Source organism: Stenotrophomonas sp. ATs4, assembly GCF_051861585.1.
Taxonomy (GTDB): domain Bacteria; phylum Pseudomonadota; class Gammaproteobacteria; order Xanthomonadales; family Xanthomonadaceae; genus Stenotrophomonas; species Stenotrophomonas maltophilia_AS.
Window position 1 is genome coordinate 1 of the sequence record NZ_JBLYPK010000020.1, and the last position, 12848, is coordinate 12848.

The window sequence follows — 12848 nt, forward strand, 5'->3', positions numbered from 1 at the left end:
TTTCTTCAGGCAACGTCGTGCCACGCGTGGATGGGGTCAGAGCCCTTTCCCGCGGGAAGGGATCCGACCCCGCAACCGGGGCCTCAGAACCGCTCGTCGCTGCCCAGGTAACGCCACTGCCCCGGCGGCAGCGGCCCCAGCGCCACGCGGCCGATGCGCAGGCGGCGCACTGCGGCAACCTGCAGTCCTGCGGCGCTGACCGCCACCCGCAATCCCTTGCCGGTCAAGCCTTTGCCGGCGAAGCGCAGGCGCTGTTCGCTCTGCCAGCTGACCTTGGCCCCGCCGGATTCGTGCTGCAGCCGCGCCATCAACCAGGGCCCGCGTTCCGGTCCCCCTTCGGCCACTTCGATCAGGTACTCCTGCTCGGTGCGGCCCAGGTTGCGCTGCAGGTGGGCCAGCGTGGCCGGGTCCTGGCTGACCACCACCAGGCCGCTGTCGCTGGCCGGAAGTGCGGCGGCCAGCTGCAGTCCATGGAAATGGCGCTGCAACGGGCGGGTACCGCTGGCATCAAGTTCGCTGCGGCTGTCGCTGCTGATCAACGCACAGAGCGCCTCTGCGGCGACGCCGGCCGGCTTGTGCAGCAGCATGGTGACCCGCTCGGCCTTGTCATCGCTGGCCTGCTCGGCCACCACGATCACCGCGCTCTCATCGACCGGACGCTGCGGCTGCTCCACCACCTCGCCATTGACGCTGACCCAGCCGCCTTCGATGTAGCGCCGCGCTTCACCGCGCGGGATGCCGAGCAGGGCGGACAGGCGTTTGTCGAGACGGGTCGGTTCCATGGCGGAAAGGTCAGGCAGGGGGCGCGCAGTGTAGCTGCTGCGGCCGGTCAGCGCTGGCCGCGGTTGGCCAGCTCGGTCAGGTACAGGCGGGTATCGAACTCCAGCTGCAGGTAATCCGGCTCCATGTGCTGGCACAACTGGTAGAAGGCCTTGTTGTGGTCGGCTTCCTTCAGGTGGGCCAGTTCGTGTACCACGATCATGCGCAGGAACGCCGCTGGCGCCTGCCGGAACACGGTGGCGATGCGGATCTCGCGGCTGGCTTTGAGGCGACCGCCGTGCACGCGGGAAATGGCGGTGTGGGTGCCCAGCGCGTGCTTGATCACTTCCAGCGTGTTGTCGTAGCAGACCTTGTTGAGCGGTACCGATTTGCGCAGGTAGCGGTCCTTCATGTCCTGGGTGTAGTCGTACAGCTGGCGGTCGCTGCGCACGTCGTGCGGGTCGGGGTAGCGCTGCTGCAGCCAGGGGCCGAGTCTGCCCTGTGCCAGCAGGTCGCTGACCTGGGCGACCAGGGGTTCGGGATAGCCGGTGAGGTACTTCAGGACTGCCATGCAGGGGCGGCGGGGCATCGGTAGAATGGGAATACCCAAGATTACACGTGGTACGCATCGACCATGGCAAAGCCCAACGCGCTGCAGGAACAATTGCTCAAGGCCGGCCTGGCCAGGAAGTCGCAGGCCAGCGCTGCCGCGAGCGCGCAGGCCAAGGCCCGGCAGGGCAAGGCCGAATCGACCTCGGCCGAGGTCCAGCGCGAGGCTGAACGTGCCCGCGCCGAGAAGGTCGAGCGCGACCGTGCACTGGCCGCCGAGCGCAATGCCCAGGCCAAGCTGGCTGAACAGAAGGCGCAGGCGAAGCAGATCATTGCGGCCCATGCCGTGCCCCACAAGGGCGATGACGAGTACCGCTTCAGCGATGGCGCAGCGATCCGCACCCTGCTGATCGACCCCAAGCTGCGCAAGGCGCTGTCGGTGGGCGTGCTGGTCATCGTCGCCAGCGGCGACGGTTACGCCCTGTTGCCGCGTGCCGCTGCTGAAAAAGTGCGTGAACGCGCGCCGGAAGCGATCATCGTCGACCACGGTCAGCCGGGCTCGACCGCGGGAATTTCCACCGGCAATGCCGAGGACGACGCCTACTACGCCCAGTTCCAGGTGCCGGACGACCTGGTCTGGTAAGCAAAAAGGGGACGGAGGGGATTAAGTCGCGATCGACCTGATCGGATCCGTCTGCTTTTTGCTCAGCTTGCTGAAGGCCTACCGGGCATGGCTCGGCTTAATACCGGTCTGCTCCTTTGTGCGCGGGTGTGTCGTCCCCATATCAGGCGACACACCTGCGGAGGATGGCGATGGCCACCGGATGGGCGGGAGACGGCGCGGTCCAGGACCAGATCGACGCCACGGTCGACGATGCGATCGCCCGCGCGCGGCGCCAGCTGCGCGAGGGACCCGGGCTGGAACACTGTGAGGAATGCGACGCGCCGATTCCGTTGGCGCGGCGTCAGGCCGTGCCCGGTGTGCGGCTGTGCGTTGCGTGCCAGCAGTCGCATGACGATGAAGAGCAGGCGCAAGCCGGCTACAACCGGCGTGGCAGCAAGGACAGCCAGCTGAGGTAAGGGTTGTTCGGCAGGGCTGCGCCCTGCACCCGCCGAAGCAACATCAACTTCAACGTCAAAAGCGGGCATTCCGTGGGATGGCGGGGCGGTGTGGGTGGGCAGGACACGCCGTAAACCCATCCATGGGGGCTCGATGGCGCCATCCATGGCGCCAACGGTCCTGCCACCCACACCGCCCCACCTTCGACAGTTGGTCGGCGGCCAGTAGATCCACGCCATGCGTGGATGAATCTCCATCGGAATCGAATATTTGGAATTGGAATCCAAAAGCATCCACGCATGGCGTGGATCTACCGTGTCGACCAAGGTCGACACCCGCCAACCCACAGGAAACCCGCTGCTGCTGTTGCTCTGGCTTCGGCAGGTGCAGGGCGCAGCCCTGCAAAGAAAAACCACCCTCAGCCGTCGCCCTGGATGCCACCGGGGGCCTGTGCCGGGTCGCGCCATCGGCGCACCGTGCGCTGGAAGAACAGGTTGTTCGGCAGCTGCAGCACCGTACCTTCGTGACCGTCGCCGGTTTCCTGCAGCGTGGTGTAGATCAGGTTCACGTCGATCACCCGGCCTTTCAGGCCCGGCTTCTCGCCGTTCTCCAGTACCTCGATGTAGTCGTGCAGGCGGAATGGGCGGGTGGTGAAGATCAGCAGCGTGCAGAAGATGTTGGAGAGCACGCTCCACGCTGCGAAGAAGGCCACCGCACCCACCGCCGCGAAGCCGGTGAAGGCCGTCCACAGCACCGAGGGCTTTGCGCCAAGCAGACTGAGGATGCACAGCAGCGCGCTGAAATAGACCACGAAACTGGTGATCCGGCGTGCACCCATCACCATCTCGGGGGGCAGCGTGTAGTGCTCGGCGAAGCGGCGGATCAGGCGACGGGCGAGTACCCGCAGAAGCCAAGCGACCAGCAGCACCAGTACGATGTGCAGGGCGACGCCCGCGTAGTTCAACCACGGATGGGTCCAGGCGGGCAGGTGATCCTTCAGCGACAGCATCATGGGACAACAACAGGTGGCGGTAACAACTGCTGATGTTACCCGGCGCGCGTCGGCGATTCGACCGTGGGTGTCCACGCCAGGCAGACCAGCTCCTGGCGATGCTGCTGCAGGCAGGCGCGGCCGTTGTCGGGGCGCAGCTGCAGCGACAGGCCCAGTGCCTGCAGCACGACGCAGGCGGCGATCACCAGCAGGGCGGCGCAGGATGGGCTGGACATGGCAGGGCTCCCGGACGGCATTTTCATGAAGGACCTACCATGGATGCAGCAGTCGCCGAAAAGGTTGCATCGCGCTGGCGGCCGATCGGCTCTAAACCTTTTCCCGGGTCGCCGCATCCAAACGATATGCTCGACACCACCATGCCCGCGCCGCCTGCCGCCAACGACGCCGTCGACGAACCCGCCCTGGTGCGGGCGGCGGCCGCTGGCGATACCGCTGCCTATGAACTGCTGTACCGGCGACATGCGCCGCGTGTGTTCGCCGTGTTGTGGCGGCTGTGTGGCGGCCAGCAGGCACGTGCAGAGGATGCCTTGCAGGAAGCGTTCCTGCAGGCATGGAAGGCACTGCCGGGATTCCGCTTCGAGAGCAGCCTGTCCACCTGGCTGCACCGGCTGGGCGTCAATGCCGCGCTGATGGAACTGCGCGGGCGTGCAGCGGGGCAGGACCATGACAGCCTCGACGACGTGGATGGAGGCGTGCAGGAGCTGGCAGTGCACGACCGCTGTGCGGGCACCGAGCGCGACCTCGAACGCGCATTGTCGACGCTGCCACCACGGGCACGTGCGGTACTGGTGCTGCACGACATCGAAGGCTGGAAACACCACGAAATCGCCGAACAGCTGCAGATGGCCGTCGGCAGTTCCAAGGCACAGTTGCATCGTGCGCGCGGCCTGTTGCGTGCACGGCTGGGAGACATGACATGAGTACATACGACCACGATTCCGACCCCGAACTGCTGGCACGGCTGCGCGCACTGCCACGTGAGCGCAGTGTGCCCACCGATGGCTGGGCGCGCCTGTCGGCGCAGCTGCCGCCGCGTGAAGCGCAGGCCGCGCCTGCGCCCACGGACAATGTGGTGGCCCTGCCGGTACGTTCGCGCCGGCGCTGGTGGCTGCCGGTAGGGGCCGCCTTGGCTGCCAGCCTGGCGCTGTACATGGTGGCGCCGTGGCGCCATGCGCAGCCGGACGCGCCGGCACCATCGGCGCTGCAGCTGCAGGCAGCGGCCATGACCGAGCAGTACCGGCAGGCCGTGGCCTCGCTGCCCGATGGGCGCGCGCCGGAATGGCAGCCGGCCCTGCACGAACTGGATGAAAGTGCGGCGCAGATCCGTGCCGCTCTGGCGCAGGATCCGCGTGCGCCGCACCTGCTTGGACAGCTCAAGCGCACCTATGCGCTGCGGCTGGAACTGACCCGGCAGGCGGCCTACGCCGCCGAGTCCGGCTTGACGACCTGAGGAGACCCCCATGACCCGAACCCTGATGACCTGCTGTGCCGCACTGCTGCTGGTGCCCGCGGTAGCCCTGGCCGACACCCGGATCGATGAGCGGCACAACCTGGCTGCCGGCGGCCGCATTGAGCTGAGCAACGTGGCCGGCAAGGTGACCGTGCGTGGCTGGGATCGCAACGACGTGCAGCTCACCGGAACGCTCAGCGATGGCCTGCAGCTGCGCCAGGAGAAGAGCGCCAACCGCGTGCGCTGGGAAATTGAATACCCGCGCCGCGGCAGCAGCGGCGGTGCAACGCTGGTGCTGAACGTACCGCGTTCGGTGGAACTGCTGTTGAGCACGGTCAGCGCCAGCCAGGACATCGGTGGCATCGACGTGCGCCGGCTGCAGGCCGACACCGTCAGCGGCAGCCTGAGCGCGTCCGGCCGCAGTGGCGACAGCAAGCTCAATACGGTCAGTGGCAGTGTCACTGCGCGCCTGCAGACGCCGAGGCTTGACGTGAACACAGTCAGTGGTCGCATCGAAGCCGGTGGCGGCGTATCTGGTGATATCGGTGCGCAGACCGTATCGGGCCGGGTTGAAGTCGATGCGGGTCGAGTCCAGCGCCTGGCGGTGGAAACCGTATCGGGCAGCATCGATCTGGCGGCAGCCGGGCTGGCGCCGGGCGGCCGCATCAACGTTGAATCGGTGAGTGCGTCGGTCAACCTGCGCCTGCCGCGCACGGTGTCGGCGCAGCTGTCGGTGAACAGCTTCAGCGGGTCGATCAACAGCGATGCAGGCCAGGTGGAGCGACCGCGCTATGGGCCGGGCAGCCATCTCGACACGCGTCTGGGCGGCGGTGATGGTGACATCCGCATCCAGTCGCATTCGGGCAGTGTGCACGTGCGCCTGGATCGCTGAGCGCGATCCGGCAGGCCGCGGCGGCAGCGCCGCCGCGGTCGGGGGAGGGTCAGCTGGCTTTCTTCAGCGCCCAGGTGGTACCGAGAACTTCGATCTTGCCACCGCTCTTGCGGAACGCGGCCAGGTCCGAAGCGATCGAGTCGCTGCTGACCACGGTGCTGGCGGATGCGCCCTTGCGTTCACTGCGGATGCTGTTGCTGGCCTTCGCGGGGGTCTTTGCCTTGCGGGGCATGGTGGCTCCTGTCAGGTGGAAGGGGAGGAAAGCGCGCAGGACTCGGCCTGGCGCAGGTAGTCCTGCCGCTCGCGGCGGCAGTCATCGCCGCCCATCGAAAACTGGCGGCAGATCGCCGGGCGCTGCGAATAGATCGTGCAGCGCAGGTGATAGGGATCGATCGCCGCGCACCAGCCTTCCTCGTTGCGCGCCATCACGGCACGGCCGTGGGCGTCGCGCGACAGGAACTGGCCAGGCACGTGGTCGCCGGGCTGCAGCAGCACGGGCAGCCGGCAACAGACCGCGTCACAACGGCTGCAGTCGATGGGTGCGGGTGATGCGTCAGGTTGTAAGGCCACAGGGGCCTGGCGGGTGCCCAAAGCGGGTCTCGATGGCGGCTCCGGTGATACGCGGACCATGAACGAGCCAGGAAGGCATGGCCGCTAGGCCCGCAGGGCGGGCCAGGCTGCACGTTGGACACACACCGGCGTAGCCGGTGGAAAGTGCAGCAGAGTTCTAGCCGACCAAGGGTAACTTAGACCGCGTAACGTTTTGTTAATCCTGGCTGGCTGCCGCCAGCGCCAGGCCCTGGACCACGCCCAGCGAGGGTTCGCCGTGGACCATGCGGGCGCCCGGGAAGGCCTCCGCCACTGCCTGGCGCAGGTAACCGGCGCGGGACATGCCGCCGGTCAGGAACACCGCGTCCGGGTCGCCCCCGATATCGCTGCGGACCTGGGCCAGCAGCTCGCGGATCTGCTCCAGGTAGCCGTGGGCGGCGGCGGCCAGGCCATCGGCGCTGCTGTCGGCATACAGGTCGCGGGCAATGTAATCCAGCGTGCTGCGGTGCTCGTTGCTGGCACTGAGGGCGATCTTGGCGCGTTCGACGTCACGGTACAGGCGGGCGGTATTGCCGGTGTCCTGCAGGGCCTGCAGGCGCGCGCCCCACGGCGCGTCGACGTTGTCGTAATTGTGCTGGCGGAACTCGCGCTGGCGGGTCATGTCCTGCACGGTGGCCGCTTCCACGTAGTGGTGGGTGGGCACGCGGGTGATGCCACGGCCGAACAGGGGCATGTAGCCGGACAGGCTCAGGGCCAGGTCGATATCGGTGCCGCCGCGGGCAATGCCCCAGGCGCGGTGGACGCGCGGTGCCGCCTCGCCACCGACCTCGGCATGGGCGATATCGGTGGTACCGCCGCCGATGTCGACGATCACCGCCTGGTGCCGCTCGCGGCTTTCAGCGTGGTAGTGCATGGCCGCCGCAGCCGGTTCCTCGAGGAAATCGATCTGGTCGAAACCGGCCTGGGTGGCGGCTTCGCGCAGGATGTCCAGCGCCTGGTCGTTGCCGGCCGCGCCGATCGAGCTGCGGAACTGCACCGGGCGGCCGAGCAGGGCCGTGCGCAGCGGCTGGCCAAGCTGGGCGCTGGCGGTCAGGCGGATGTGCTCGAGGATGTGCGCGGCGATGCCGGTGATGGTCTGCTTCGCGCGCGGGTGCAGGTTGTAGCCCAGCATTGACTTCGGGCTCTGTACCAGATTGCCTTCGTGTTCCTCGAAATAGGCTTCCAGCGCATCGTCGCCGTAGACCGCGTTCTGCAGCAGGTCGCTGGCGCTGCGCTCCTTGCCGGCGCGCGCTTCCATCCACTCGCGACGCAGGGCGCGCAGGGCTTCGCGGCGCAGGGCCTGCGGCGGGCGCTCCTGGCCGGCGGCACGGGCTGCGCGGGCGGCGCTGTCGATCATCTGCTGCAGCTGATGTTCCTGGCCTTCATCGAGCTGGAAATCGTCCGGGTCGGGCACCACGCCGGGGAAGTACACGCTGGTGCGGAACTGCTCGGCGTCACCGAAGCGGATCGGCAGCAGTTCACCGTCACGCACGATGGCGGCGGCGGAGTTGCTGGTACCGAAGTCGATGCCGAGGCGCATGGGGAGTTCCGGGGACGATCAGGGGCCGCGCACTCTGCTGCAGTTCGCGGCCGACTGCAAGTTCCGGCGTCCTCCTGGACCGTGCCGGGCCCAGGCGCCCTCACGCGCCACCTGCGGAAATTGGAAAAAAAGCCAGCCGGTTACAATGGCGGCTGTTGATTCACTTTGAGGTACTTGCCGATGTCTTCTGTTCCCGCCTGCCCGCAGTGCACCCTGGAAAACACCTATGCCGATGGCGCGCTGTGGATCTGCGCCGACTGCGGCTTCGAATGGACCGCCGAGGAAAGCGCCGGTTCGACCCTGGTCGTGCGTGACAGCAACGGCAACACCCTGCAGTCCGGCGACACCGTCACCGTGATCAAGGACCTGAAGGTGAAAGGCTCCTCGATTCCGCTCAAACAGGGCACCGTGATCCGCAACATCCGCCTGGTCGAGGACGATGCCGAGCACATCGAAGGCAACTCGGACAAGATCAAGGGGCTGGTGCTGAAGACCTGCTTCCTCAAGAAAGCCTGACCGGCCTTCAGCGCCGTGCCTGCTGCTGCGCGCGCCAACGGGCCAGGCTGTCCAGCTTGGCCTGGTAACGTGCCTGCTCGGGTGCCCCACCCAGTTCCTGCGCACGCAGCAGTTCACGATCGGCGCGCTTGAGCTGGCCGGCCAGGAAGTACACCCGCGCCAGCCCGAAATGGAACTGGTGCGCGGTGTCGTACAGGCGCACTGCCTGCCGGTAGTAGCGGATCGCCACATCCAGCTGGCCCGCGCGTTCGGCCTTGGCGCCAAGCATGTATTGGGCGAACGGATCTTCGCGCTGTACCCACTGCAGGCGCCGTTCCAGCACCTGCGCCTGGGCCACCAGCCCCAGCTTGCGGTACAGCGCACTGGCGTTGTTCAACGCGGCGTCATGGCGGCCATCCAGGCGCAAGGCCATTTCCAGCGACCGGCGCGCGGCAGTGACATCGCCGCTGCGGTTCTCCAGTACGCCGAGGTTGTTCCAGGTGGCGGCAAAACCGCTGTCCTGGCCCAGCGCGGCCGCGTAGAACGCGCGTGCGCCGGCCATGTCACCGGCGGCCATGCGTTCGGCGCCGCGGTTGTTGTAGAAGTGCGCCAGCGCACGCGCCTGGCTGATCGGTTGCGGGCCGTGGCGGTCGTAGAGCACGTTGCGGTCCAGGTCGACGGTGGCGAAGCGTCCGCCGAATCCAACCCCGGCATTGACGTGGCCCACGCTGTAAACCAGTCCCTGCGCCTGGTCCTGGTACCACGACACCACCTGGCCCACTTCCTGCACGCGCGCCTGGATGCCGGCCTCGCGCGCCAGTGCAACGAACATCAGGGTGAAGGCCAGGCAGTTGGCGCGGCGCTGCTGCCAGATCTCGCTGACGGTGAGGGTCGCATCAGCGTCGTACTGCAGGTCCATGCCGTGGCGATCGAAGATCATCTCCACCAGTCCCTGCAGGCGTTGTTCGCGCGAGTAGCCGCGATTGATCACCTGCGTGCGCAGCATCTCGCGCATTGCAGGCGGGATCGCCGATACCTGCTGCGGCGACGGAATGGTGGGGGAGGCGATGATCGCCGTGGCATCGGCCCCGGCGATTTCCAGGGCAGACACGGACGGCGCCGCCAGCGCGGCCAGCGTGAAGAACAGGAATCGGGCGGCAGGACGGTACATGACGGCTCCTGGCAGCGGCGGGCGCTCCCGCCTGAGGCGAGTGTAGACCTGTGATGGGGCCGCCGTGGTCACCGTTGGTCGGCAGCGCCATCCATCCACAACCGGTGTGGACCAGCCCTCGACAAAGCTGTGGACAACCGCGTCCAGACCCCGCCCGGCAAGCGTTGTGAGCTCGTGGTGAAAAAACCGCCAGCTTGCCCGCCGCCGATGCAGGCGGGATGATCCGGGCATGGACTTCTCCCCGCTGACGCTCGCACCCGCGCAGTGGCAGGCGCTGCAGGACAGCTATGCAACGCCGCCACGGGCCTACCACCACTTCGGCCACGTGCGTGCAGTGCTGCAGCACTGCCAGGAGGTAGCCGAGGGACCGGGCTGGCAGCAGCCGGCCGAGGTTTACCTGGCCGTGCTCTACCACGATGCGATCTACCAGGCCGGGCGCAAGGACAACGAGGCGCGTTCGGCGCAGCTGGCCCTGCAGGCGATCGCACAGGCTCCGGAACTGGCCGGTGTCGATGCTGCCCGGGTGGAGCAGCTGATCCTGCTGACCGCTCGCCATGGTGAGCTGGGCCCGGACGATGTCGACGCCGAGGCGGCGCTGTTCCTGGACTGCGACATGGCGATCCTGGCCGCCCCGGAACCGGTATTCGCCGCCTACGACCGAGGCGTGGCCGAGGAGTACAAGGGCGTGGTGCCGGGTTTCCTGTACCGTGCTGGCCGTCGCCGTTTCCTGCAGGGCCTGCTGCGCGCACCGCGCATCTTTCTCAGCGGGTTCTTCCACGAGCGGATGGACGCGGCCGCCCGCGAAAACCTGCGCCGGCAGCTGGACGCCTGAGCGGGCCCGTTACACTGGAGCCTGTTCCCACCGATTGCCGTTTCCCCATCGTGTCCGTCCCTGATCCCGATCCCCGCCCCGTGCCGCCGGAAGAGCCCGGTCCCAACGAATGCTGCGGCAGCGGCTGCCCGCTGTGCGTGTTGGACCTGTATTCCGACGAGCTGCAGCGTTATCGCAAGGCGCTGGCCGAGTGGAAAGTGCGGCATCCGGAGGCCGCGCCATGAGCCGCACGCGTCTGGCGGCAATGCTGGCATTGGCATCGTTGCTGCTGTTCGTGACCACCGCGCTGTGGACCCAGTTCGCACGCACCGATCTGGACTGGGTGCAGGCCACGCTCAGCCTGTACCTGCACGGGCCGTGGGGGTTGCTGCTGCGAGGTGCGTACTGCCTGCTGGCGCTGGCGATCGCCGTGCTCGGCATCGCGCTGTATCGCGGCAGCATCGGCCTACGGCGCAGTGCGGCGGCGCCGCTGTTGTTCACGGTTTCTGCGCTGGGCCTGGCCACGGTCGCCATCGGTGACAGCTGGTTGCCCGAGGCAACACCGCTGCTGGCACCGTTCATCCATGGGGTGGCGGCCAATACCGCGTTTTTGTGCGCTAGCGTCGGCATGCTGCTGCAGGCCTGGTACCTTCGCCGCGAACCGGGTTGGCAGTCTGCCGCTGGCCTGCTCTGGGGCTGGGCCTGGCTGGCCTTCGTGCTGCTCTGGCTGCACGTGTTGTGGCGCGGCGGGCCGCCGCGCGGGGTGGGCCAGAAGGTGGTGATCGCGGTGATCGTGGGCTGGCTGCTGTACCTGGCCTTGGCCCTGTACCGTCGCAGCCGTCAGCCCGCAGCCGACTGAATTCCCAACGGACTGCGCCGGTACATGCCGTGCACGCAGTGGCGGCGTATCGTGTGCGCATTCCACTGAGGTTGCGACATGAAGCGTGCAGGGCTGGGCAGGGCAATGGGAGTGGTACTGGCGCTGGCTGCTCTGCCGGCGGCAGCGGCGGTCACCGCACAGCAGTTCAGTCATGGGCGCTTCGAGCAGATCCCGGTACACATGCCGGCCGGCACGCCACAACGGGTGGTGATCTGGTTCCATGAATCCACCGCCGGTGGCGACACCAGCCGCCTGCCGATCGAGGCCCTGCGTGCGGACGGCGCTCTGGTCGCGGCGGTGGACATTGCACACCTGCGCGGGGTGCTCAAGCGCGAGGGTGATCCGACCTGTTCGTTTGGTTCCGGCGATGTCGAGAACTTCTCGCGCTGGCTGCAGGCCTCCCTGCATCTGCCCGGTTATCACCTGCCGCTGGTCGGCGGCGATGGCGAAGGTGCCGAGATGGCCTACACGCTGGCGGCGCAGGCCGACACCCAGGTGTTTGCCGGACTGCTGACGACCGGCTTCTGTCCGGACCACAACCACCAGCGCATGGTGTGCGGCGATGGGGTCAAGCACAACGTGCTGCAACCGGCCGAACTGAATTTCCCGTGGTTGAGTGCGGCCGGCGACCGCGGCTGCAAGGTGGGCGAGGCGAGCCGCTTTGTGCAGCAGGTTGCAATGGCGCGCGAGTTCAAACGTACTGCACGTGGCGATGCATCACCCGGCCTGGTGGCCGCGGCACGGGCGATCGGTGCGCAGGCCGGTGTGAGTCTGGCGCCGCCGCCCTCGGCATTGAAGGGCCTGCCGGTGGTGGAAGTACCCGCTGCCGGCAACGGTGACACGCTGGCGGTGTTCGTCTCAGGTGACGGCGGATGGGCTGGCTTGGACAAAGACGTGGCGACGTCGCTCAACGAGCACGGTGTGGCCGTGGTCGGCATCGATTCGCTGCGTTACTTCTGGAGCGAGCGGACGCCGAAGGGCTTTGCGGGCGACCTGCAGAAGATCATCGATCACTACCGCACGCAGTGGCATCGCGACAAGGTGATGCTGATCGGATTCTCGCAGGGGGCCGATGTACTGCCGTCCACCATCAACCAGCTCGATGCCAGTACTCGCGACTCGCTGGATCGTATCGTGCTGCTGTCGGTAGGAAAGAAGGCCGATTTTGAATTCCACGTCAGCAACTGGTTGGGGGGCGGTGGCGACGGTCTGCCGATCGCGCCGGAAGTGGCCAGGTTGCCGGCGGAAAAAACGCTGTGCGTGTACGGCGACAAGGACGAAGACGCACTGTGCCCGGACCTGCCGGCCAATGACGGCGTGAAAAAGGTGAAGTTGCCGGGTGATCACCATTTCGGTGGTGACTACGATCGCCTTGCCGAGGTGATCCTGAAGGGCGGGATGTAGCGCCGGGCCATGCCCGACCGCTGTTGGTAGAGGCCGACCTTGGTCGGCGTTTGAGCGTGTCGACCAAGGTCGACACCTACCAGCGGTGTGTAGCGCCGGGCCATGCCCGACCGCTGTTGGTAGAGGCCGACCTTGGTCGGCGTTTGAGCGTGTCGACCAAGGTCGACACCTACCAGGCGGTGTGTAGCGCCGGGCCATGCTCGACCGCTGTTGGTAGAGGCCGACCTTGGTCGGCGT

General features: G+C 67.3%; 18 protein-coding genes. 10 read left to right on the forward strand and 8 right to left on the reverse strand.

Features of this window, described 5'->3' with window-relative positions:
• Nucleotides 1–83 precede the first annotated feature (83 nt).
• Together ABR323_RS21645 and ABR323_RS21650 are read right to left on the reverse strand one after the other, a co-directional pair.
• Entirely contained in the window at nt 84–782 is a 699-nt protein-coding gene (locus ABR323_RS21645) for an RNA pseudouridine synthase (protein ID WP_439450791.1), read from the reverse strand.
• A 47-nt stretch (nt 783–829) separates the two neighbouring features.
• Nucleotides 830–1330 (reverse strand): M48 family metallopeptidase, encoded by a 501-nt coding sequence (locus ABR323_RS21650; protein WP_439450792.1) that lies wholly within the window; start codon nt 1328–1330, stop codon nt 830–832.
• A 63-nt stretch (nt 1331–1393) separates the two neighbouring features.
• Here ABR323_RS21650 and ABR323_RS21655 point away from each other — a divergent pair, with 63 nt between their 5' ends.
• Together ABR323_RS21655 and ABR323_RS21660 are read left to right on the forward strand one after the other, a co-directional pair.
• Nucleotides 1394–1951, forward strand: a complete 558-nt coding sequence (locus tag ABR323_RS21655; RefSeq protein WP_135274690.1) for a DUF2058 domain-containing protein — start codon at nt 1394–1396, stop codon at nt 1949–1951.
• A 170-nt stretch (nt 1952–2121) separates the two neighbouring features.
• The gene (locus ABR323_RS21660; RefSeq protein WP_135274689.1) at nt 2122–2388 is read left to right on the forward strand and encodes a DksA/TraR family C4-type zinc finger protein; all 267 of its coding nucleotides are present in this window, start codon (nt 2122–2124) and stop codon (nt 2386–2388) included.
• A 398-nt stretch (nt 2389–2786) separates the two neighbouring features.
• Here the strand turns inward: ABR323_RS21660 and ABR323_RS21665 are convergent, their stop codons facing one another.
• The gene (locus ABR323_RS21665; protein WP_439450793.1) at nt 2787–3380 is read right to left on the reverse strand and encodes a mechanosensitive ion channel domain-containing protein; all 594 of its coding nucleotides are present in this window, start codon (nt 3378–3380) and stop codon (nt 2787–2789) included.
• A gap of 35 nt (nt 3381–3415) precedes the next feature.
• The gene (locus ABR323_RS21670; protein ID WP_135274687.1) at nt 3416–3595 is read right to left on the reverse strand and encodes a hypothetical protein; all 180 of its coding nucleotides are present in this window, start codon (nt 3593–3595) and stop codon (nt 3416–3418) included.
• A 126-nt stretch (nt 3596–3721) separates the two neighbouring features.
• Between ABR323_RS21670 and ABR323_RS21675 the strand changes: the two genes are divergently transcribed.
• Genes ABR323_RS21675 through ABR323_RS21685 form a run of 3 tightly spaced genes read left to right on the forward strand, consistent with a single transcriptional unit; the run spans nt 3722 to nt 5722 of the window.
• Nucleotides 3722–4300 (forward strand): RNA polymerase sigma factor, encoded by a 579-nt coding sequence (locus tag ABR323_RS21675; protein WP_439450794.1) that lies wholly within the window; start codon nt 3722–3724, stop codon nt 4298–4300.
• Nucleotides 4297–4830 carry a hypothetical protein gene (locus tag ABR323_RS21680; protein WP_439450795.1) on the forward strand — a complete coding sequence of 178 codons (534 nt, stop codon included), beginning with the start codon at nt 4297–4299 and terminating at the stop codon, nt 4828–4830. Before ABR323_RS21675 ends, ABR323_RS21680 begins: the two co-directional genes overlap by 4 nt.
• A 10-nt stretch (nt 4831–4840) precedes the next feature.
• Nucleotides 4841–5722, forward strand: a complete 882-nt coding sequence (locus ABR323_RS21685; RefSeq protein WP_439450796.1) for a DUF4097 family beta strand repeat-containing protein — start codon at nt 4841–4843, stop codon at nt 5720–5722.
• A gap of 49 nt (nt 5723–5771) precedes the next feature.
• On the opposite strand, the gene ABR323_RS21690 is transcribed toward ABR323_RS21685, so the two are convergent.
• The 3 genes from ABR323_RS21690 to ABR323_RS21700 form a co-directional block, all read right to left on the reverse strand.
• Complete coding sequence (locus ABR323_RS21690; protein ID WP_012511788.1) at nt 5772–5954, reverse strand: hypothetical protein; 183 nt, start codon at nt 5952–5954, stop codon at nt 5772–5774.
• An 11-nt stretch (nt 5955–5965) separates the two neighbouring features.
• Entirely contained in the window at nt 5966–6259 is a 294-nt protein-coding gene (locus ABR323_RS21695; RefSeq protein WP_135274716.1) for a YkgJ family cysteine cluster protein, read from the reverse strand.
• A 229-nt stretch (nt 6260–6488) separates the two neighbouring features.
• Complete coding sequence (locus ABR323_RS21700; RefSeq protein ID WP_439450797.1) at nt 6489–7850, reverse strand: Hsp70 family protein; 1362 nt, start codon at nt 7848–7850, stop codon at nt 6489–6491.
• Between the two features lie 180 nt (nt 7851–8030).
• Between ABR323_RS21700 and ABR323_RS21705 the strand changes: the two genes are divergently transcribed.
• On the forward strand, nt 8031–8366 hold the full coding sequence (locus tag ABR323_RS21705) for a zinc ribbon domain-containing protein YjdM (RefSeq protein WP_135274682.1): 336 nt from the start codon (nt 8031–8033) through the stop codon (nt 8364–8366).
• 7 nt (nt 8367–8373) lie between these two features.
• Here ABR323_RS21705 and ABR323_RS21710 read toward each other — a convergent pair whose 3' ends face one another.
• Nucleotides 8374–9516: a transglutaminase domain-containing protein gene (locus ABR323_RS21710; protein ID WP_439450798.1), complete on the reverse strand. Its 1143-nt coding sequence runs from the start codon at nt 9514–9516 to the stop codon at nt 8374–8376.
• Between the two features lie 229 nt (nt 9517–9745).
• Between ABR323_RS21710 and ABR323_RS21715 the strand changes: the two genes are divergently transcribed.
• From ABR323_RS21715 to ABR323_RS21730, 4 genes are all read left to right on the forward strand, one after another.
• A complete protein-coding gene (locus tag ABR323_RS21715; RefSeq protein ID WP_439450799.1) occupies nt 9746–10348 on the forward strand; it encodes an HD domain-containing protein in 603 nt (200 codons plus the stop codon).
• Nucleotides 10349–10398: 50 nt separating this feature from the next.
• The gene (locus ABR323_RS21720; RefSeq protein WP_135274679.1) at nt 10399–10572 is read left to right on the forward strand and encodes an oxidoreductase-like domain-containing protein; all 174 of its coding nucleotides are present in this window, start codon (nt 10399–10401) and stop codon (nt 10570–10572) included.
• Nucleotides 10569–11186 carry a DUF998 domain-containing protein gene (locus tag ABR323_RS21725; RefSeq protein ID WP_439450800.1) on the forward strand — a complete coding sequence of 206 codons (618 nt, stop codon included), beginning with the start codon at nt 10569–10571 and terminating at the stop codon, nt 11184–11186. Before ABR323_RS21720 ends, ABR323_RS21725 begins: the two co-directional genes overlap by 4 nt.
• 78 nt (nt 11187–11264) lie before the next feature.
• The gene (locus ABR323_RS21730) at nt 11265–12611 is read left to right on the forward strand and encodes a virulence factor family protein (protein ID WP_439450801.1); all 1347 of its coding nucleotides are present in this window, start codon (nt 11265–11267) and stop codon (nt 12609–12611) included.
• The last annotated feature ends 237 nt before the right edge of the window (nt 12612–12848 follow it).